Annotated in this window: 16 protein-coding genes; 11 read left to right on the plus strand and 5 right to left on the minus strand. The window is 50.9% G+C overall.

Features of this window, described 5'->3' with window-relative positions; genetic code table 11:
• Positions 1-179: 179 nt before the first annotated feature.
• From OGW44_RS11330 to OGW44_RS11340, 3 genes are all read left to right on the plus strand, one after another.
• The gene (locus tag OGW44_RS11330; protein WP_181630282.1) at positions 180-1,121 is read left to right on the plus strand and encodes a pseudouridine kinase; all 942 of its coding nucleotides are present in this window, start codon (positions 180-182) and stop codon (positions 1,119-1,121) included.
• Positions 1,109-2,044 carry a pseudouridine-5'-phosphate glycosidase gene (locus OGW44_RS11335; RefSeq protein WP_019077232.1) on the plus strand — a complete coding sequence of 312 codons (936 nt, stop codon included), beginning with the start codon at positions 1,109-1,111 and terminating at the stop codon, positions 2,042-2,044. Before OGW44_RS11330 ends, OGW44_RS11335 begins: the two co-directional genes overlap by 13 nt.
• Before the next feature lie 96 nt (positions 2,045-2,140).
• Positions 2,141-3,391, plus strand: coding sequence for a NupC/NupG family nucleoside CNT transporter (locus tag OGW44_RS11340; protein WP_003027431.1), 1,251 nt, complete (start codon positions 2,141-2,143; stop codon positions 3,389-3,391).
• 43 nt (positions 3,392-3,434) lie between these two features.
• Here the strand turns inward: OGW44_RS11340 and OGW44_RS11345 are convergent, their stop codons facing one another.
• The 3 genes from OGW44_RS11345 to OGW44_RS11355 all read right to left on the minus strand — a co-directional run bounded on the left by OGW44_RS11345 (position 3,435) and on the right by OGW44_RS11355 (position 6,504).
• Positions 3,435-4,523 (minus strand): sugar kinase, encoded by a 1,089-nt coding sequence (locus OGW44_RS11345; RefSeq protein WP_047416236.1) that lies wholly within the window; start codon positions 4,521-4,523, stop codon positions 3,435-3,437.
• A 2-nt stretch (positions 4,524-4,525) separates the two neighbouring features.
• The gene (nfo, locus tag OGW44_RS11350; RefSeq protein ID WP_046275457.1) at positions 4,526-5,383 is read right to left on the minus strand and encodes a deoxyribonuclease IV; all 858 of its coding nucleotides are present in this window, start codon (positions 5,381-5,383) and stop codon (positions 4,526-4,528) included.
• A 71-nt stretch (positions 5,384-5,454) separates the two neighbouring features.
• Positions 5,455-6,504: a YeiH family protein gene (locus OGW44_RS11355; protein WP_016153726.1), complete on the minus strand. Its 1,050-nt coding sequence runs from the start codon at positions 6,502-6,504 to the stop codon at positions 5,455-5,457.
• Between the two features lie 244 nt (positions 6,505-6,748).
• Between OGW44_RS11355 and yieE the strand changes: the two genes are divergently transcribed.
• Both yieE and lysP read left to right on the plus strand, forming a co-directional pair.
• The gene (yieE, locus tag OGW44_RS11360) at positions 6,749-7,621 is read left to right on the plus strand and encodes a DNA-binding transcriptional regulator YeiE (RefSeq protein WP_016153725.1); all 873 of its coding nucleotides are present in this window, start codon (positions 6,749-6,751) and stop codon (positions 7,619-7,621) included.
• Between the two features lie 203 nt (positions 7,622-7,824).
• Positions 7,825-9,294 (plus strand): lysine-specific permease, encoded by a 1,470-nt coding sequence (gene lysP, locus OGW44_RS11365; protein WP_047500979.1) that lies wholly within the window; start codon positions 7,825-7,827, stop codon positions 9,292-9,294.
• 65 nt (positions 9,295-9,359) lie between these two features.
• Here lysP and OGW44_RS11370 read toward each other — a convergent pair whose 3' ends face one another.
• Together OGW44_RS11370 and fghA are read right to left on the minus strand one after the other, a co-directional pair.
• The gene (locus OGW44_RS11370; RefSeq protein WP_016156980.1) at positions 9,360-11,345 is read right to left on the minus strand and encodes a ligand-gated channel protein; all 1,986 of its coding nucleotides are present in this window, start codon (positions 11,343-11,345) and stop codon (positions 9,360-9,362) included.
• A 348-nt stretch (positions 11,346-11,693) separates the two neighbouring features.
• On the minus strand, positions 11,694-12,530 hold the full coding sequence (fghA, locus tag OGW44_RS11375; protein ID WP_181599084.1) for an S-formylglutathione hydrolase: 837 nt from the start codon (positions 12,528-12,530) through the stop codon (positions 11,694-11,696).
• Between the two features lie 321 nt (positions 12,531-12,851).
• Between fghA and folE the strand changes: the two genes are divergently transcribed.
• The 6 genes from folE (at position 12,852) to mglC (ending at position 19,772) form a co-directional block, all read left to right on the plus strand.
• Positions 12,852-13,520 (plus strand): GTP cyclohydrolase I FolE, encoded by a 669-nt coding sequence (gene folE, locus OGW44_RS11380; RefSeq protein ID WP_003027410.1) that lies wholly within the window; start codon positions 12,852-12,854, stop codon positions 13,518-13,520.
• A 14-nt stretch (positions 13,521-13,534) separates the two neighbouring features.
• A complete protein-coding gene (yeiB, locus tag OGW44_RS11385; protein WP_053388824.1) occupies positions 13,535-14,692 on the plus strand; it encodes a DUF418 domain-containing protein YeiB in 1,158 nt (385 codons plus the stop codon).
• A gap of 144 nt (positions 14,693-14,836) precedes the next feature.
• Complete coding sequence (gene galS / locus OGW44_RS11390) at positions 14,837-15,862, plus strand: HTH-type transcriptional regulator GalS (protein ID WP_016153720.1); 1,026 nt, start codon at positions 14,837-14,839, stop codon at positions 15,860-15,862.
• Positions 15,863-16,155: 293 nt separating this feature from the next.
• Complete coding sequence (gene mglB / locus OGW44_RS11395; protein WP_016153719.1) at positions 16,156-17,154, plus strand: galactose/glucose ABC transporter substrate-binding protein MglB; 999 nt, start codon at positions 16,156-16,158, stop codon at positions 17,152-17,154.
• Positions 17,155-17,225: 71 nt separating this feature from the next.
• Positions 17,226-18,746, plus strand: a complete 1,521-nt coding sequence (mglA, locus tag OGW44_RS11400) for a galactose/methyl galactoside ABC transporter ATP-binding protein MglA (protein ID WP_016153718.1) — start codon at positions 17,226-17,228, stop codon at positions 18,744-18,746.
• A gap of 15 nt (positions 18,747-18,761) precedes the next feature.
• The gene (gene mglC / locus OGW44_RS11405; protein WP_003027393.1) at positions 18,762-19,772 is read left to right on the plus strand and encodes a galactose/methyl galactoside ABC transporter permease MglC; all 1,011 of its coding nucleotides are present in this window, start codon (positions 18,762-18,764) and stop codon (positions 19,770-19,772) included.
• The last annotated feature ends 47 nt before the right edge of the window (positions 19,773-19,819 follow it).

The following is a 19,819-nucleotide window of genomic DNA, read 5'->3' on the forward strand; positions in this document are numbered from 1 at the left end:
AATTGTGATTCTGTTCATATCTATTGAGTTTAGATCTTGAATATGGATTTACTTTGTCAAAAACACGCTTACTATGAACATATGTTTGATAGTGAACATGTGCTCTAATAACCTGATGTGTGGCGTTGGTTATTTTTAACGAACTCATTTGTGGCAAGTTAATTGCCAGGGGACGTGCTATGCGTGAAAAGGAATACATAGTAACTATTGGCTCGGCCAATATGGATGTTGCTGGGTATTCGCATGCTTCTCTAAATTATGCGGATTCGAATCCAGGAAAGATAAAATTCACCCCCGGCGGAGTTGGACGTAACATTGCACATAATCTCGCGCTGCTCGGGAAAAATTCATGGTTACTGACGGCGGTTGGTAATGATTTTTATGGACAATCGTTATTGGCGCAAACCAATCAATCCGGAGTTCATGTTGATAAGTGTCTTATCGTTCCCGGAGAGAATACGTCCAGTTATTTATCATTGCTTGATAATACCGGTGAAATGTTGGTTGCCATTAATGATATGAGCATCACCGAACATATTTCAGCAGATTTTTTATCACAGCATCATGATTTTATTCGGCAGGCGAAAGTCATCGTCGCCGATTGCAATATCAGCGAAGATGCCCTGGCATGGGTGCTGGAAAATGCCGGAGAGGTTCCGGTGTTTGTTGACCCGGTATCGGCATGGAAATGCGTCAAAATTCGCGAGCGGCTTGGACAAATTCACACTCTTAAACCCAACCGGCTTGAAGCCGAAACGCTAAGCGGTATTGCGCTTTCCGGGCGTGATGACGTGGGTAAAGTCGCCGCCTGGTTTCATGATCGCGGCTTAAATAGGCTGGTGCTCAGCATGGGCGGTGACGGTGTTTATTACAGTGATATTGCGGGGAGCCGTGGTTGGTCACTGCCGATTAAAACTCACGTCATTAATGTTACCGGGGCTGGCGATGCAATGATGGCTGGACTGGCGTCCTGCTGGGTAGACGGCATGCCCTTTATTGATTCGGTTCGATTTGCGCAGGGTTGTTCATCAATGGCGTTAGCCTGTGAATATACCAATAACCCTGATTTGTCTGTTGCGAATGTAAGCACATTAGTGGAGAACACAGAATGTCTGAATTAACTCTTTCCTCTGAATTATTACAAATATCTCCAGAAGTACAGGAAGCATTAAACAGTAAGAAGCCGATTGTTGCACTTGAATCAACCATTATTTCTCATGGTATGCCATTTCCGCAGAATGCCCAGACAGCGATTGAAGTAGAAGAAACTATTCGTAAACACGGTGCGGTTCCTGCGACCATTGCCATTATTGGCGGAATAATGAAAGTTGGTTTAAGCAAAGATGAAATTGAGCTGCTTGGGCGAGAAGGTCATAGCGTTACGAAAGTAAGTCGTCGTGATTTGCCGTTTGTGGTCGCGGCAGGAAAAAATGGTGCAACGACGGTTGCCTCAACCATGATTATTGCCGCCCTGGCGGGAATTAAAGTATTTGCGACAGGGGGAATAGGTGGAGTTCATCGTGGTGCTGAACATACCTTTGATATTTCCGCGGATCTGCAAGAACTGGCGCATACCAATGTCACGGTAATTTGTGCCGGGGCGAAATCTATTCTTGATCTCGGCTTAACTACTGAATATTTAGAAACCTTTGGTGTGCCGTTAATTGGTTATCAAACCAACGCGTTGCCAGCATTTTTCTGCCGTACCAGTCCGTTTGAGGTCAGCATCCGTCTGGACAGTGCGAAAGAGATTGCCCGAGCCATGGCGGTGAAATGGCAAACGGGTCTCGACGGCGGTCTGGTTGTTGCGAACCCCATCCCAGAGCAGTTTGCGATGGCTGAAGAGAAAATTAATGCGGCAATCGATCGGGCGGTAAAAGAAGCGGAAGATCAGGGCGTTGTGGGCAAAGAGAGTACGCCGTTCCTGTTAGCGCGGGTTGCAGAGCTGACCGGTGGTGACAGCCTGAAATCAAATATTCAGCTGGTGTTCAACAATGCGGTACTGGCCTGTGAAATTGCGAAGGAGTATCAGCGCCTCGTCTGACAGAGTTTCCCGGGCAGAATGCGGTCGCCCGCGAATATCAAACCTACCAAAACCTGGCGATAACGCCGGGTTTCCTGGCATGAAGGGAATTTCATTATGGATATAATGAGAAGTGTTGTGGGTATGGTGGTATTACTGGCCATCGCGTTTCTGCTGTCAGTAAATAAAAAACGTATAAGTCTGCGCACGGTCGGGGCTGCACTGGTACTGCAAATCGCAATCGGCGGCATTATGCTGTACTTCCCGCCGGGAAAATGGCTGGTTGAACAGGCTGCGCTCGGTGTCCACAAGGTGATGTCATACAGTGACGCGGGAAGCGCATTTATCTTTGGCTCCCTGGTTGGGCCAAAAATGGATGTGCTGTTTGACGGAGCCGGGTTTATCTTCGCTTTTCGGGTGCTTCCGGCCATCATTTTTGTGACCGCACTGATCAGTCTTCTCTACTACATTGGCGTGATGGGGCTGTTGATCCGCATCCTCGGCGGTATTTTCCAGAAAGCGCTGAACATCAGTAAGATCGAGTCATTTGTCGCCGTAACGACGATTTTCCTCGGGCAAAACGAGATCCCGGCGATCGTGAAGCCGTTTATTGACCGCCTGAATCGCAATGAGCTGTTTACCGCTATTTGTAGTGGGATGGCCTCGATTGCTGGCTCAATGATGATTGGTTACGCCGGAATGGGCGTTCCGATTGACTATTTGCTGGCGGCATCGTTGATGGCAATTCCTGGCGGTATTTTGTTCGCGCGTATGCTGAGTCCGGCAACTGAAGAATCTCGCGTCACCTTTGAGAACCTGTCATTTACTGAAACGCCACCGAAAAGCATCATCGAAGCAGCGGCGAGCGGAGCGATGACCGGGCTGAAAATTGCTGCTGGCGTGGCGACGGTCGTAATGGCATTTGTCGCCATTATCGCGCTGATTAACGGCATTATTGGCGGAATTGGTGGGTGGTTTGGCTTTGGTCACGCCACTCTGGAAGGGATCTTTGGCTATGCGCTAGCCCCGCTGGCGTGGATTATGGGTGTGGACTGGAGCGATGCGACGCTGGCAGGCAGCTTGATCGGACAGAAGCTGGCGATTAATGAGTTTGTCGCTTATCTCAACTTCTCGCCGTATCTGCAAACGGGTGGAACGCTGGATGTGAAGACCATTGCGATTATCTCGTTTGCGCTGTGCGGTTTCGCTAACTTTGGTTCGATTGGCGTTGTCGTCGGGGCATTTTCGGCGATAGCGCCACAGCGTGCCCCGGAAATCGCGCAGCTTGGCATGCGCGCGCTGGCAGCAGCAACGCTGTCAAACCTGATGAGCGCCACTATAGCCGGTTTCTTTATTGGGCTGGCATAGCGAAAATAATGCCGGATACGCGTAGCGCCATCCGGCATTACATTTAAGCAGTTTGCAGCAAATACAAGGCGTTATCTGCTGAGAGGGTTGGGTTGTTGATGCTGACGCTGGCTCGCGATAATGCCGCGCAGGCCATGGCAAAGTGAGCGCTTTCACGAAATTCACTACCTTCCAGAAAGCTGTACAGCAATCCCGCCATAAAAGCATCGTCGGCGCCAAAACTGTCTACAACCGTATGCTCAGGAGGCGTCAGTAAAAACTGTTCTCCGTCCTTTTCGCTGCAAAAAACGGATTCATCTTCCAGGCAAACAAAGATTCGTTTTACCCCTTGCTGATGGAGACTATTAACGGCCAGTACGCGATCGGCATCTGAATGAATAGGTTGACCCCACAAAATCGCCAGCTCTTTCTGCGTTGGTTTTAGCGTATGAATACGCGTAAACCAGGTCTTCATTTTTGCCGCTTTGAACTCTGAAACGGTGTCAATGAATACCGGAATATCATCAGCAATAGTAAAGACCCACTCAATGGCTTCGGCAGTCAGATTGCAATCTGCCAGTACGACACCGGAATGGCGGATCAAATCTCGCGAACTGTTCAGTAACTGCGGCGTCAATTGTTGCAGGATATGGGTATCGTTAATTGCCAGTACGGTCTCTTCCTGCTGATTAGCGATCGACAGGTAAGTTGAGGTGTTATGTCCATGCAGGCGTATGCAACTGGAAACGTTAACACCGGCCTGACGCGTTTGTTCCAGCAATGTTTCGCCATAGAAATCACTGCCAACAGCGGAAATTAAGTGGACGTCACGGCCCAGCAGCGCCAGGTTGTGGGCGATGTTACGTCCCACGCCGCCTGCCGAGCAGTGAATGCTACCAGGGTTAGAGGCAGCCTGAGGATAGTGGATGTCAGCAACACCACGAATATCCATATTGATCGCCCCGACAACCACGCAATAATCCTGTTCGGTAAGGATATAACCTTTACCTTTGATCATGCCTTTACGCATCAAATCCATAATATGCGCAGCGACGCGTGAACGGCTGATCTGCAAAATATCGGCGATTTCATTCTGCTGAATCAACGGATTGCGACGCAGGATCTTAAGGATCTGCTTTTCCCTGTCGTTCATGCTTATGCCACCGCTTTTTCTGTTTGCTGGGCTTTCAGCCAGGCAATCTCTTCTGCCCAGATATCCGGATTAATCGTTTCCAGCACCAGCGGAATGCCGTCAAAACGATTGTCCTGCATGATCCAACGGAAGGCATCGTGGCCAATATTGCCTTCACCTAAGCTGTGGTGACGGTCAACTCGACTGCCAAATGCGCTCTTGGCGTCGTTCAGGTGCATACCGCGTAGGTACCTGAAGCCGACAATACGTTCAAATTCCGCAAACGTCTTTTCGCATTCCTCGACGGAGCGCAAATCGTAACCGGCCGCGAAGGCATGGCAGGTATCAATACAGACGCCGACGCGGGACTTATCTTCGACGCCGTCGATAATGGCGGCAAGGTGCTCAAACTTAAATCCAAGGTTGCTGCCTTGTCCGGCGGTATTTTCGATAACTGCCGTAACGCCCTGGGTCTGAGCAAGGGCGATGTTGATGGATTCGGCAATGCGCGCCAGACACTCATCTTCCGGGATCTGCATCAAATGGCTGCCCGGGTGAAAGTTCAGCAAGGATAAGCCCAGCAGTTCACAGCGCTGCATTTCATCTATAAACGCATCACGTGATTTTTCCAGCGCATCGCTAACCGGATGACCGAGGTTAATCAGGTAACTGTCGTGAGGCAGGATCTGGGCGGCAGTATAATGATACTTCTCGCAGGCAGATTTAAAATCATCAATGATTTCGGTGGTCAGCGGCGCGGCACGCCACTGGCGCTGATTTTTGGTGAACAGGGCGAATGCGGTCGCTTCGATTTCTGCGGCTCGAATAGCGGCGTTAGCCAGACCGCCAGCGGCGCTTACGTGCGCTCCGATATATTTCATAAATTTAACCCGCCATACTCAAATACAAAAAGGGAGAGTATAGCGGGTTAATAGAGGTGAGTCGTGATCGTTTATGCCATCAGCGCGTGGATAGCGACGTTAATCGCACCGCCACCCACAATCAGCCAGACAAACAGCAGCAGGGCCATCAGTAACGGTTTGGCACCGGCTTTTTTCAGCGCGCTAACGTGCGTGGTCAGCCCCAGGGCAGCCATCGCCATTGCCAGCAAAATGGTGTCCAGCGTTACCAGCATGTTCACTACTGACTGTGGCAGCAGGTGGAACGAGTTAAAAATTGCGACCACAATGAACAGGATGGCAAACCATGGAATGGTTATTTTGCTCTTCTCACCGCCCGTGGCCGGAGACAGTTGTTTAACGCGTGCGGCCAGGAGGATAAGGAACGGTGCCAGCATCATGACGCGCAGCATTTTGGCAATAACCGCGGCGTTTTCCGCATCCGGGCTAATGGCGTGCCCGGCAGCCACAACCTGTGCAACTTCATGCATGGTGGAGCCAATGTAAATGCCGTAGGTTTCTGGGCTAAACCAGTGTGAAAGCAACGGATACATCGCCGGATACAGGAAGATAGCGATAGTACCGAAGATAACCACGGTGGCGACAGCGACGGTCACTTTACTGGCTTCTGCTTTCACCACTGGTTCGGTTGCCAGCACGGCGGCGGCACCACAAATGCTGCTACCCGCGCCAATCAGCCAGCTGGTGTGACGGTCCAGACCAAATACTTTCTGCCCCAGGAAACAGGCAATCATAAAGGTACTGCTTAGCGTTAACACATCAATCACGATACCGCTGACGCCGACGTCAGCAATTTGCGCGAAGGTGAGGCGGAAACCGTAGAGGATAATCCCCAGACGTAATAAATGTTGTTTCGCGAACAGCACGCCGCCGTCACAGCTTTTCCAGATGTGCGGATAGACGGTGTTGCCGAGAATCATCCCCAATAAGATGGCTAAGGTGAGGGCGCTGAACCCGGCACCTGCGACGGCGGGAATGGATCCTCCCCATAAGGCGACCCCAGTGATAACTGCACTCAGGGCAAGCCCCGGAATAAAATGCCACGCTGTACGACGATGAGTCTGTAAGGTGAGTTCTGTCATATCCTTCTCCTTTATCTGGGTAAAAGAGTAAGGCGAAGTGGTTTAAAAATAAAATTGATTATATATTTATAATTAATCTATATAAGTGGTATATCCGTGATACTTCAAGTTGCATGTGCGTTGGCTGCGCTCGTTCACCCCAGTCACGTACTTAAGTACGCTCCGGGGGATGCTCTCTCTTGCCGCCTTCCTGCAACTCGAATTATTTAGGGTATAAGTAACGGCTATCCGGTGGAAAACGACTATGCATATCACCCTGCGACAACTTGAAGTGTTTGCTGAGGTACTAAAAAGCGGCTCAACGACCCAGGCATCTGTCATGCTGGCATTGTCGCAGTCGGCGGTGAGTGCGGCGCTTACCGATCTGGAAGGGCAACTTGGCGTGCAACTATTTGACCGTGTCGGCAAACGGCTAGTGGTTAACGAACACGGACGCTTGCTTTATCCGCGCGCACTGGCGTTACTTGAGCAAACGACCGAAATCGAACAGCTTTTTCGCAAAGATAATGGCGCCATTCGGGTCTATGCCAGTAGCACCATCGGTAATTATATTCTGCCCGCCATGATCGCTCGTTATCGCCAGGACTTCCCCGATTTGCCGCTGGAGCTTAGCGTGGGCAACAGCCAGGACGTGATCAATGCGGTGCTGGATTTTCGGGTAGACATCGGGCTGATTGAAGGGCCGTGTCACAGTACGGAAATCATCTCTGAACCGTGGCTGGAGGACGAACTGGTGGTGTTTGCCGCACCGTCGTCACCGCTCACAAAGGGGCCCGTTACGCTGGAACAGCTGGCTGCTTCGCCGTGGATCTTGCGTGAGCGAGGATCGGGTACGCGTGAACTGGTGGATTACCTGCTGTTGTCTCATCTGCCAAGATTTCAGATGGCGATGGAGTTGGGGAACTCCGAGGCCATTAAGCATGCGGTGCGCCATGGTCTCGGGATCAGCTGTTTGTCGCGTCGGGTCATTGCGGAGCAGTTACAGGCAGGGACGCTGAGCGAAGTTACCGTGCCACTGCCGCGTTTAGTGCGCACTCTCTGGCGCGTTCATCACCGGCAAAAACATATCTCCAATGCCATTACGCGTTTTTTATATTACAGCGACCAGGTTGAGTAGGGCGAATAGCGCGCTAACTCTCGTCAGGCCACCCTATCCATAATGGCTGTTACGTCTTAACCGCCTTGTGCCGCCCGTTTTCTGCTTTACTTATAATCCGCGGCCAGTCATGAAGGTCTCTTATAACAGCGCATTTGTGCCGGAAGAATGCCATTTCGTCTGCTACAATCGCGCCTCATTTTTTGGATGGATAGCATTTTCACATGGTTTCCGAAACTAAAACCACAGAAGCGCCCACGCTACGTCGTGAACTGAAGGCGCGTCACCTGACGATGATTGCCATTGGAGGCTCCATCGGTACAGGTCTTTTCGTTGCATCTGGTGCAACTATTTCTGCGGCGGGTCCTGGCGGCGCGTTGTTCTCTTATATCCTGATCGGTCTGATGGTGTACTTCCTGATGACCAGCCTCGGTGAGCTGGCTGCCTATATGCCGGTTTCCGGCTCGTTCTCCACTTACGGTCAAAACTACGTAGAAGAAGGCTTTGGTTTCGCGCTGGGCTGGAACTACTGGTACAACTGGGCGGTAACGATTGCCGTTGACCTGGTGGCCGCACAACTGGTGATGAGCTGGTGGTTCCCGGACACGCCGGGCTGGATCTGGAGCGCACTGTTCCTCGGCGTTATCTTCCTGCTGAACTACATTTCCGTTCGCGGATTTGGTGAAGCGGAATACTGGTTCTCGCTGATCAAAGTTACCACTGTAATTATCTTCATCGTGGTTGGCGTGATGATGATTTTCGGTATCTTCAAAGGCACTCAGCCAGTGGGCTGGAGCAACTGGACGACCGGTGATGCACCGTTTGCCGGGGGTTTTGCCGCTATGATTGGCGTGGCGATGATCGTCGGCTTCTCCTTCCAGGGAACTGAGCTGATCGGTATCGCGGCAGGCGAATCTGAAGATCCTGAAAAGAACATTCCACGTGCGGTGCGTCAGGTGTTTTGGCGAATCCTGCTGTTCTATGTGTTCGCGATTTTGATTATCAGCCTGATTATCCCGTACACCGATCCGAGCCTGCTGCGCAACGATGTGAAAGACATCAGCGTTAGCCCGTTCACGTTGGTATTCCAGCATGCGGGTCTGCTGTCAGCCGCAGCAGTAATGAACGCGGTTATCCTGACGGCGGTACTGTCAGCGGGTAACTCCGGGATGTATGCCTCCACGCGTATGCTTTACACCCTGGCATGCGACGGTAAAGCGCCGCGTATTTTCGGCAAACTGTCTCGTGGCGGCGTACCGCGTAACGCGCTGTATGCGACGACTGTGGTGGCGGGGCTGTGTTTCCTGACCTCGATGTTTGGTAACCAGACCGTGTACCTCTGGCTGCTGAACACCTCCGGGATGACGGGCTTTATCGCCTGGCTGGGGATCGCTATTAGCCACTATCGTTTCCGTCGCGGTTATGTGCTGCAGGGGCGCGATGTGAAGGATCTGCCGTACCGTTCTGGCTTCTTCCCACTGGGTCCGATCTTCGCCTTTGTGCTGTGCCTGATTATCACTCTGGGCCAGAACTACGAAGCGTTCCTGAAAGATAGCATTGACTGGGGCGGCGTGATGGCAACCTATATCGGTATCCCGCTGTTCCTGATTATCTGGTTTGGCTATAAGCTGGCGAAAGGAACTCATTTTGTTCGTTACAGCGAAATGAAATTCCCGGATCGCGTGAAGAAATAACAGTATAAAAAGCATAACAAAAACCCCGGCATGATGAGTGCCGGGGTTTTTTTATTGCGCCAGACTTAGAAGCTGTAAGTCAGGCCAACCGTGTAACGACGACCATCGAGAACAGTGTCGTAGGTATCGTAATCGATTTGCTTATCCAGCACGTTATACACGCCAGCGGTCATCAGCAGATCTTTGTTTGCATAATAGCGCAAACCAACATCGACCTGAGTATAGGATGGGGTGCCCTGCGCCATGGAGGTACGGCTCAGGTATTCAGACGTTTTCCCGCGCAGATTCAGACGGCTCCAGAAACCGAGATCCTGCGTGGCCTGCCAGTCCAGCGTGGTGTTGAACATATGCTTTGGCATTTTGTTCAATGGCTGACCGGAGAACTGACCGCTTTTCTGTTCAGATTCCGTGTAAGTGTAATTCGCCGTCCAGTTGATGTCGGAAGTCATCTTCCAGCCGAAAGTGGATTCTACGCCGCGCATATTGGCTTTATCGACGTTAACGCGATCGCTGACGAAGTCATAGTGGGTATTGCCGATGGTACAGGCCGGATCGGAGCTGCTGTTACAGCGGCGCACTTCGGTGATTTTGTCTTTGAAGTCAGTATTGAACAGCGTGACGCCCGCGTTGAGATCGTTGCCGTTATCCCACAGTAAACCGATCTCTTCGCTGAGGCTTTTCTCCGGCTTCAGGTCCGGGTTGCCGACAATGATTCCGTTCAGTCTACCGCCGCCGGTGACCTGTCCCCAACTGGCAGACGACTGGCGCAGATCCGGTGCGCGATAGCCCGCTGAAACGCCGCCTTTTAAGGTCCATTGATCGCTCAGATGCCATACGCCATAACCGCGCGGCGTCCAGTTGTCGCCGTAGTTTTCATCTTTATCCATACGCAGACCGCCAGTCAGCGTGAAGGTATCGGTAACGGCCCACTCATCTTCAGCAAACAGCGCCCAGCTCCAGCGGGTCAGTTTGTTCAGTCCATCAGCAGCTTGCAGCTGGTTGCCGTTATCACTCAGTTTTTCATAACGGTATTGCCCGCCCAACGTCAGGGTGTGCGCCCCAAGGAAGACCTGGTTCTGGTTATTGAAAATCGTGTTGTAGGACTTCATCTGGCGACCTGGGTTTTCGGTCTCTTCCTGCTGGACATAGCTGGTGGAGTTGAAGTCGTCGTAATAACCGCTGTGGGTTAGTGAATACGTTGTGTGCACATACTTGTTTTCGCTTTTACTGTTGGGCTTGCAGCTTCCGTTGCGGCAGCTTTCCTCGGCCATGGATTTGCCTGGCGTACTGTCGCGATCCTGCAGTTCACGTGCGTAATCGAAGTCGATGTCATTTTTATCATCTGGCGTAAAGTTCAGGGTTAAGCCCCCGTTACGCATACGCTGTTCATTGTAGCCATTGAGGATTTTGTCCTCTGCCCGATGAGAGAATAATCCGGTCACTTTTGCGCCGAGTAATCCGTCAATCAGTGGCCCAGACGCATAGGCGTTGGTCTGATAAATATCGCCGGAGTCTCTGTCTTCCTGGAAAGTGGCATCGCCGTGCAGAGAGCCGGTCCAGGCTTTGGTATTCGACACTTTCTTGGTGATGACGTTAATGACGCCGCCCATCGCATCGGAGCCGTACAGAGATGACATTGGGCCACGGATTACCTCGATACGCTCGATGGATTCCAGCGGCGGCAGCCAACCTTGCTCAATACCTGAGTTGTCGCTGTTAGGACGTGTGCCGCGTGTGCTGATGCGTTTACCGTTGACCAGGAAGAGCGTGTATTGCGAAGCCATACCACGAATACTGATATCGCTGCTGCTACCCCCGCCGGTGACGACGACGCCAGGGACATCTTTTAGCGCATCGGTAACATCGCGATAGGCTTTGTCCTCAATCTGCTGCTTGGTAATAACAGATATCGAAGCGGGAGCGTCCTGAATTTTCTGTTCGAAGCCGGTGGCGGTAACCACCACGGTGTCTTGTTCAGCGGCATGCCCGAGTGATGGGAGACTGGCGACGCATACTGCGGCAGCTACAGCCTTAACGTGAGGTATAGTCATTTGTATCATTCCATTTAAATGAATTTACCCGGCATACTTCAAGTTGCAGATGCGTGGCTACGCGCGTTCATACAACTCGAATTATTTAGGGTAACGATCAGCGCGTCATGTGAAAGGCCATGACAATTGTATGTATTTGTCTTTTAAGGACTCTTGTCTGTAAAGAAGCGAATGGATTGTACAAAAGTATGAATGTTTGTAAACACAAATGATAATCGAAATCATTTGTGTTTGATCTTGTTTTGAGGGTAATGCTTTTTAAATCAATAGGATAGTGGGGAAAGAAAAAAGGAGAAAAAGTGAAGGAATGATGGAGAAATGAAGAGGGCTGGCGCCCTCACTCAGGCGTTACTTCAACAAATACTGGGCATGGAAGCGCAGGTGATCCTCAATAAACGACGCAATAAAGTAATAGCTATGGTCGTAACCTGGCTGGATGCGTAGCGTCATTGGCCATGCGGTTTGACGGGCCGTTTCGGCTAGTACCGCGGGTTGCAGCTGATCGGCGAGAAACTGATCGCTGTCTCCCTGATCAATAAGCGTCGGAATCGCGTCTGCGGGCTTGCTGGCCAACATTAACTCGCAGCTGTCCCACGCGGCCCAATGTGATTTATCTTCACCCAGATACGCGCTAAAAGCCTTCTCCCCCCACGGAACGCGGCAAGGATTTACGATCGGCGCAAAGGCGGAAATGCTGGTGTATTTCCCGGGATTTTTCAGCGCCATAATCAATGCGCCGTGACCGCCCATGGAGTGTCCACTGATGGCGCAGCGATCGCTGACGTTAAACTGCGATTGAATCAGTGCCGGCAGCTCATCACGCAGATAGTCATACATGCGAAAATGCGTTGCCCATGGCTGTTGGGTGGCATTGAGGTAAAATCCCGCCCCCTGGCCTAAATCGTAGCCATCATCATTGGCAACCTGTTCGCCGCGCGGACTGGTGTCCGGCATCACCAGTACAATGCCCAGCTCAGCCGCGATGCGTTGTGCGCCGGCTTTAGTCGTGAAGTTTTCATCATTGCATGTCAGACCCGACAGCCAGTACAGCACCGGAGGCGGAGTGTTATCGCGCGGGGGAGGAAGAAAAATACTGAAGGTCATGGTGCAATTTAACGTGGCGGAGTCGTGACGCCAGCGTTGCTGCCAGCCTTCAAAACAGCGGTGCTCTTCAAGCATTTCCATGCGGGGCTCCTTGTTGTGTTGAACCTGAATATGTTTGCGAACTCACCATAATACAGATTATTCATGGCACTGTGAGCAACTTTCACTTCCGCATTGAGCAAACATACTTCATCATCTATATAACTTTACATTAACACTCGACGTCACCGGGTAGAACGACAAGTGAAATCGCTACGCTGAAAGGCTGTGCCAATTTCAATAATTATCGCGGTGAATACTGGATTATGTGCGCCGCCTCACGCACAATGTTCTGGCTGTGATACAGCCTAAAAACTTTGCCCCATGCAGGGCAGAGGCGCCCCACCTGCAGGAGAAGAAGAAATGTCATCACTCAGTAAAGAAGCGGCCCTGGTTCATGAAGCGCTGGTCGCGCGTGGTCTTGAAACGCCACTACGCCCGCCCGTGCAAGAGATGGATAACGAAACGCGCAAACGTCTTATCTCGGGCCATATGACCGAGATTATGCAGTTGCTCAATCTCGATTTGAGCGATGACAGTTTGATGGAAACTCCGCATCGCATTGCGAAAATGTATGTCGATGAGATTTTCTCCGGCCTCGACTACGCCAACTTCCCGAAAATTACCGTCATTGAAAACAAAATGAAGGTGGACGAGATGGTCACGGTCCGCGATATCACGCTGACCAGCACCTGCGAACACCACTTTGTTACTATCGATGGCAAAGCGACGGTGGCGTATATCCCGAAAGATTCGGTTATTGGTCTGTCGAAGATTAACCGCATTGTGCAGTTTTTCGCACAGCGTCCGCAGGTACAGGAACGTCTCACCCAGCAAATTCTCACCGCGCTGCAAACGCTGCTCGGGACGAATAATGTGGCGGTGTCGATTGATGCGGTACATTACTGTGTGAAAGCGCGCGGCATTCGCGATGCGACCAGTGCGACCACGACCACTTCTCTTGGCGGATTGTTTAAGTCCAGCCAGAACACGCGTCAGGAATTCCTGCGCGCAGTACGTCATCACAACTGATTAGGGCAGGGACCATGGAGCGTAATGTCACGCTGGATTTTATTCGTGGCGTCGCCATTCTTGGTATCCTGCTTCTCAATATTAGCGCCTTTGGCTTGCCAAAGGCGGCATACCTCAATCCCGCGTGGTATGGCAACATCACCTTATCCGACGCCTGGACCTGGGCGCTGCTCGATCTCTTTGCGCAGGTAAAATTCCTCACGTTGTTTGCGCTGCTGTTCGGTGCCGGTCTGCAAATGCTGCTCCCGCGCGGTAAACGCTGGATCCAGTCGCGGCTTACGCTGCTGGTTCTATTGGGTTTTATTCACGGTTTACTCTTCTGGGATGGCGATATCCTGCTGGCATATGGCTTAATCGGCCTGATTTGTTGGCGGTTGATCCGTGATGCGCCGTCGGTAAAAAGCTTATTTAACACCGGCGTACTGCTTTATCTGGTGGGCGTTGGCGTATTGCTGCTGCTGGGGGTAATCTCCGGGAGTGAAACCAGTCGTGCCTGGACGCCGGATGCCTCAGCGTTGCTGTATGAAAAATACTGGAAAATAAACGGTGGAATGGAAGCCGTCAGCAATCGCGTGGATATGATGTCCAATAGCTTGCTAGCGCTGGGCGCACAGTACGGCTGGCAACTGGCGGGGATGATGCTGCTCGGCGCGGCATTGATGCGCAGCGGTTGGTTAAAAGGGCAGTACAGCTTACAGCATTACCGACGCACCGGTGTACTGCTGGTCATTCTCGGGATGGCGATTAACCTGCCTGCTATCGTCGCTCAGTGGCATCTGGGCTGGGCATATCGCTGGTGTGCCTTCTTGCTACAAGCCCCGCGAGAGCTGGGCGCGCCGTTGCAAACCATCGGTTACGCCGCGCTGATGTTCGGCTTCTGGCCGCAGCTTAGCCGCTTAAAATGGGTCATTGCCATCGCCTGTGTGGGGCGCATGGCATTAACTAACTATCTGTTACAAACCTTAATCTGCACCACGCTGTTTTACCAGGTCGGCTTATTTATGAAATTTGACCGGCTGGAGCTGCTGTATTTCGTCATTCCTGTTTGGGCCGTTAACCTACTTTTCTCCGTCATATGGCTACGTTTTTACCGGCAGGGCCCGGTGGAATGGCTGTGGCGTCAATTAACCCTGCGTGCTGCGGGGACATCATTGCCGCGTACATCCAGATAACGATCTGGATCACATTCATTAACAAAACGGATGTAAGCGCTTTCATTCCTGTGACATCTCTCACGCAGTGCGTTTCATTGTGCTGACAAAATACCCAGTCTGGGGTGTCTGCGGGCAACCGCAATCTAAAACAGGGCAGTGAATATGATCACCATACGTGATGTGGCACGACAGTCTGGCGTTTCTGTAGCGACCGTTTCCCGCGTACTGAATAACAGTGCGCTGGTGAGTCCCGATACGCGTGAAGCGGTAATGAAGGCAGTTACTCTGCTGGGCTATCGACCTAATGCCAACGCGCAAGCGCTGGCGACGCAGGTGAGCGACACGATTGGTGTTGTGGTCATGGATGTATCAGACGCCTTTTTTGGCGCGCTGGTAAAAGCCGTGGATATGGTTGCCCAGCAGCATCAGAAGTATGTCCTGATTGGCAACAGCTACCATGAGGCTGAAAAAGAACGTCATGCCATTGAGGTGTTGATTCGTCAGCGCTGTAACGCACTGATTGTACACTCTAAAGCACTGAGCGATCGGGAACTCGCCGAGTTTATGGATCAGATCCCCGGCATGGTGCTGATAAATCGTCTGGTGCCGGGTTACGCCCACCGCTGCGTCTGCCTGGATAACATCAGCGGTGCCAAAATGGCGACCCGAATGCTGCTGAATAATGGTCATCAACGCATCGGTTATCTGGCGTCAAGCCATCGCATTGAAGATGATACCATGCGCAAAGAAGGGTGGTTAACAGCCCTGAAAGAGCAGGGGATTGTTGCGGCAGAAAGTTGGGTCGGCACCGGTTCGCCCGATATGCAGGGCGGAGAGTCTGCGATGGTAGAACTGCTGGGACGTAACTTACAACTGACGGCGGTTTTCGCCTATAACGACAATATGGCTGCCGGCGCGCTGACCGCGCTAAAAGACAACGGCATCGCTATTCCATTACACCTTTCTATCATTGGCTTTGATGATATTCCTATCGCGCGTTACACCGATCCGCAACTGACCACCGTACGCTATCCCATTGCCTCCATGGCAAAAATGGCGACGGAGCTTGCGCTACAGGGGGCTGCAGGCACGTTAGACCCGGAGGCGACGCATTGCTTTATGCCGACGCTGGTGCGTCGTCATTCAGTGGCGCTTCGGCAGAATGCGGCACCGATCACTAACTCATAACGTTGCGCGATGTAACCGCTTTCAATATGTGAGTAAATTCACAGTATATTAACAATGCGATAGCTATGATGACACTGTTTGTTGCGCTGTAACTACTATGTAACGGTGAATAATCACTTTCACCGAGGTATAGGTGCCTTAAACAAAAATTAAAGCCTGTTTTTGGAGCGTTGCCAGACACGGAAGAAATATTTTTTAAAAGTGAGCTTCGGCGTTCAGTAACACTTCAGTAACGTTCTGCCTGCCGAGCATTTATCTCAAGTACTACCCTGCATAATAAAACCGGAGATACCATGAATAAGAAGGTGTTGACCCTGTCTGCTGTAATGGCAAGCATGTTATTCGGCGCGGCTGCGCACGCTGCTGATACCCGCATTGGTGTGACTATCTATAAGTATGACGATAACTTTATGTCTGTAGTACGTAAGGCTATTGAAAAAGATGCCAAAGCGGCGCCAGATGTACAGCTGCTGATGAATGACTCGCAGAACGACCAGTCCAAACAAAACGACCAGATCGACGTGCTGCTGGCAAAAGGCGTTAAGGCACTGGCGATTAACCTGGTTGACCCGGCAGCGGCAGGCACGGTCATTGAAAAAGCACGCGGGCAGAACGTACCGATCGTGTTCTTTAACAAAGAACCTTCTCGTAAGGCGCTGGACAGCTATGACAAAGCGTTTTACGTCGGTACCGACTCTAAAGAGTCCGGTATTATTCAGGGGGATTTGATCGCCAAACACTGGGCAGCGAACCCGAACTGGGACCTGAACAAAGACGGCAAAATTCAGTTTGTTCTGCTGAAAGGCGAACCGGGACACCCGGACGCTGAAGCACGTACCACTTACGTGATTAAAGAGCTGAACGATAAAGGCATTAAAACTGAGCAACTGCAGTTAGATACTGCAATGTGGGATACCGCTCAGGCAAAAGATAAAATGGATGCGTGGATGTCCGGTCCGAATGCCAACAAAATCGAAGTGGTTATCGCAAACAACGATGCGATGGCAATGGGCGCAGTTGAAGCACTGAAAGCGCACAACAAAACCAGCGTACCGGTATTTGGTGTGGATGCGCTGCCTGAAGCGCTGGCTCTGGTGAAATCTGGCGCAATGGCTGGTACCGTGCTGAACGACGCCAACAACCAGGCGAAAGCCACCTTCGATCTGGCGAAAAACCTGGCTGACGGTAAAGGTGCGGCAGATGGCACTAACTGGAAAATTGAGAACAAAATTGTTCGCGTTCCGTATGTAGGTGTCGATAAAGATAATCTGGCAGAGTTTACCAATAAGTAAATACTCCGTCTTTGGGCGCAATGTCATTGCGCCCTTAATAACGCACTCTGCAAGGCCAACAAGGTATAATTATGGTCAGCACACATACTCAGTCGTCAGGCGAATACTTGTTGGAAATGACCGGCATCAACAAGTCCTTCCCCGGCGTTAAGGCTCTTGATAATGTCAATTTAAAAGTCCGCCCACATTCCATTCATGCCTTAATGGGGGAGAATGGCGCGGGGAAATCAACATTATTGAAATGTCTTTTCGGTATCTATCAAAAAGATTCCGGTAGTATTTTATTTCAGGGTAAAGAAATCGATTTTCATTCTGCTAAAGAAGCGCTTGAGAATGGTATTTCGATGGTACACCAGGAATTAAACCTGGTATTACAACGTTCTGTGATGGATAACATGTGGCTGGGACGCTATCCCACCAAAGGCATGTTTGTCGATCAGGATAAAATGTACCGCGATACCAAAGCGATATTTGATGAGCTGGATATTGATATCGATCCGCGTGCGCGTGTTGGTACATTATCCGTTTCTCAAATGCAGATGATTGAAATTGCGAAAGCGTTCTCCTATGACGCAAAAATCGTCATCATGGATGAGCCAACGTCATCGTTAACCGAGAAAGAAGTTAATCATCTGTTTACCATTATCCGTAAGCTGAAAGAGCGTGGATGCGGTATTGTTTATATTTCTCACAAGATGGAAGAAATCTTCCAGCTATGCGATGAAATTACCGTGCTGCGCGATGGTCAGTGGATTGCGACCCAGCCGCTGGAAGGGCTGGATATGGATAAGATCATCTCCATGATGGTCGGCCGTTCACTGAACCAACGTTTTCCGGATAAAGAAAACAAACCCGGTGAAGTCATTCTGCAAGTGCGTAACCTGACCTCGCTGCGTCAGCCGTCGATTCGTGATATCTCGTTTGATTTGCACAAAGGGGAAATTCTCGGGATTGCCGGGCTGGTCGGCGCAAAACGTACCGATATCGTTGAAACGCTTTTTGGTATTCGAGAGAAATCATCGGGTACGATTACGCTACACGGCAAAAAGATTAATAACCACAGCGCAAATGAGGCCATTAATCATGGTTTTGCGCTGGTCACGGAAGAGCGCCGCTCAACCGGTATTTACGCGTATCTGGATATTGGTTTTAACTCGTTAATCTCCAATATCCAAAACTATAAAAATAAAGTTGGTCTGCTGGATAATTCCCGCATGAAGAGTGATACCCAGTGGGTAATTGACTCAATGAGGGTGAAAACGCCGGGCCATCGTACACAAATCGGTTCACTGTCCGGTGGTAATCAGCAAAAGGTGGTTATTGGTCGCTGGTTATTAACGCAGCCAGAAATCCTGATGTTAGATGAACCCACGCGTGGTATCGATGTTGGCGCGAAATTTGAAATTTATCAGCTGATTGCCGAACTCGCGAAAAAGGATAAGGGGATTATTATTATTTCCTCTGAAATGCCGGAGCTGCTAGGTATTACCGATCGTATTCTGGTGATGAGCAATGGTCTCGTTGCCGGAATTGTTGACACTAAAACAACAACGCAAAACGAAATCCTCCGTCTTGCGTCTTTGCACCTTTAAGATTAGGGGCTCCTCATGAGTGCGTTAAATAAGAAAAGTTTTCTTACTTATCTGAAAGAAGGCGGAATTTACGTTGTTCTTTTGGTTTTGCTGGCGATTATTATTTTCCAGGATCCCACTTTCTTAAGCTTACTGAACCTGAGTAATATTCTGACGCAATCCTCGGTGCGTATTATTATCGCATTGGGTGTGGCCGGGCTGATTGTTACCCAAGGGACAGACCTGTCGGCGGGACGTCAGGTTGGCCTGGCGGCAGTCGTGGCGGCAACCTTGCTACAGTCGATGGAGAACGCCAACAAGGTGTTCCCGGAAATGGCTACAATGCCAATCATCGTGGTGGTGCTGATTGTTTGCGTGATTGGCGCCATTATCGGTCTGGTGAACGGTATTATCATTGCTTATCTGAATGTGACGCCGTTTATTACCACCCTGGGTACGATGATCATCGTTTACGGGATCAACTCCCTGTACTACGACTTTGTCGGCGCATCGCCAATTTCTGGCTTTGACAGCGGATTCTCCACCTTCGCGCAGGGCTTTATTGCGCTGGGTAGTTTCCGCCTCTCCTACATCACCTTCTATGCGCTGATTGCGGTGGCGTTTGTCTGGGTGCTGTGGAACAAGACCCGCTTCGGTAAAAACATTTTCGCCATCGGCGGAAACCCTGAAGCCGCGAAAGTGTCTGGGGTCAACGTTGCGCTGAACCTGCTGATTATCTATGCGTTGTCTGGCGTGTTTTATGCCTTCGGTGGTTTGCTCGAAGCCGGGCGTATCGGCTCGGCGACTAACAACCTCGGCTTTATGTATGAGCTGGATGCGATTGCGGCGTGCGTGGTTGGCGGCGTGTCGTTCAGCGGCGGGGTAGGGACCGTGTTTGGCGTGGTGACCGGTGTGATTATCTTCACCGTCATCAACTACGGTCTGACCTACATTGGCGTGAACCCTTACTGGCAGTACATTATCAAGGGCGGCATTATCATCTTCGCGGTCGCGCTGGACTCACTGAAGTACGCGCGTAAGAAGTAATCGTATACCGCAAAAAGCCCGGTGCAGCGTAATCTGTACCGGGCTTT

It is taken from the genome of Citrobacter sp. Cb023 (assembly GCF_030336805.1).
Taxonomy (GTDB): domain Bacteria; phylum Pseudomonadota; class Gammaproteobacteria; order Enterobacterales; family Enterobacteriaceae; genus Citrobacter; species Citrobacter braakii.

Coding starts and splice junctions, on each gene's coding strand:
- OGW44_RS11330 (WP_181630282.1), top strand. CDS start 180: ATGCGTGAAAAGGAATACATAGTAACTATTGGCTCGGCCAATATGGAT.
- OGW44_RS11335 (WP_019077232.1), top strand. CDS start 1,109: ATGTCTGAATTAACTCTTTCCTCTGAATTATTACAAATATCTCCAGAA.
- OGW44_RS11340 (WP_003027431.1), top strand. CDS start 2,141: ATGGATATAATGAGAAGTGTTGTGGGTATGGTGGTATTACTGGCCATC.
- OGW44_RS11345 (WP_047416236.1), bottom strand. CDS start 4,523: ATGAACGACAGGGAAAAGCAGATCCTTAAGATCCTGCGTCGCAATCCG.
- nfo (WP_046275457.1), bottom strand. CDS start 5,383: ATGAAATATATCGGAGCGCACGTAAGCGCCGCTGGCGGTCTGGCTAAC.
- OGW44_RS11355 (WP_016153726.1), bottom strand. CDS start 6,504: ATGACAGAACTCACCTTACAGACTCATCGTCGTACAGCGTGGCATTTT.
- yieE (WP_016153725.1), top strand. CDS start 6,749: ATGCATATCACCCTGCGACAACTTGAAGTGTTTGCTGAGGTACTAAAA.
- lysP (WP_047500979.1), top strand. CDS start 7,825: ATGGTTTCCGAAACTAAAACCACAGAAGCGCCCACGCTACGTCGTGAA.
- OGW44_RS11370 (WP_016156980.1), bottom strand. CDS start 11,345: ATGACTATACCTCACGTTAAGGCTGTAGCTGCCGCAGTATGCGTCGCC.
- fghA (WP_181599084.1), bottom strand. CDS start 12,530: ATGGAAATGCTTGAAGAGCACCGCTGTTTTGAAGGCTGGCAGCAACGC.
- folE (WP_003027410.1), top strand. CDS start 12,852: ATGTCATCACTCAGTAAAGAAGCGGCCCTGGTTCATGAAGCGCTGGTC.
- yeiB (WP_053388824.1), top strand. CDS start 13,535: ATGGAGCGTAATGTCACGCTGGATTTTATTCGTGGCGTCGCCATTCTT.
- galS (WP_016153720.1), top strand. CDS start 14,837: ATGATCACCATACGTGATGTGGCACGACAGTCTGGCGTTTCTGTAGCG.
- mglB (WP_016153719.1), top strand. CDS start 16,156: ATGAATAAGAAGGTGTTGACCCTGTCTGCTGTAATGGCAAGCATGTTA.
- mglA (WP_016153718.1), top strand. CDS start 17,226: ATGGTCAGCACACATACTCAGTCGTCAGGCGAATACTTGTTGGAAATG.
- mglC (WP_003027393.1), top strand. CDS start 18,762: ATGAGTGCGTTAAATAAGAAAAGTTTTCTTACTTATCTGAAAGAAGGC.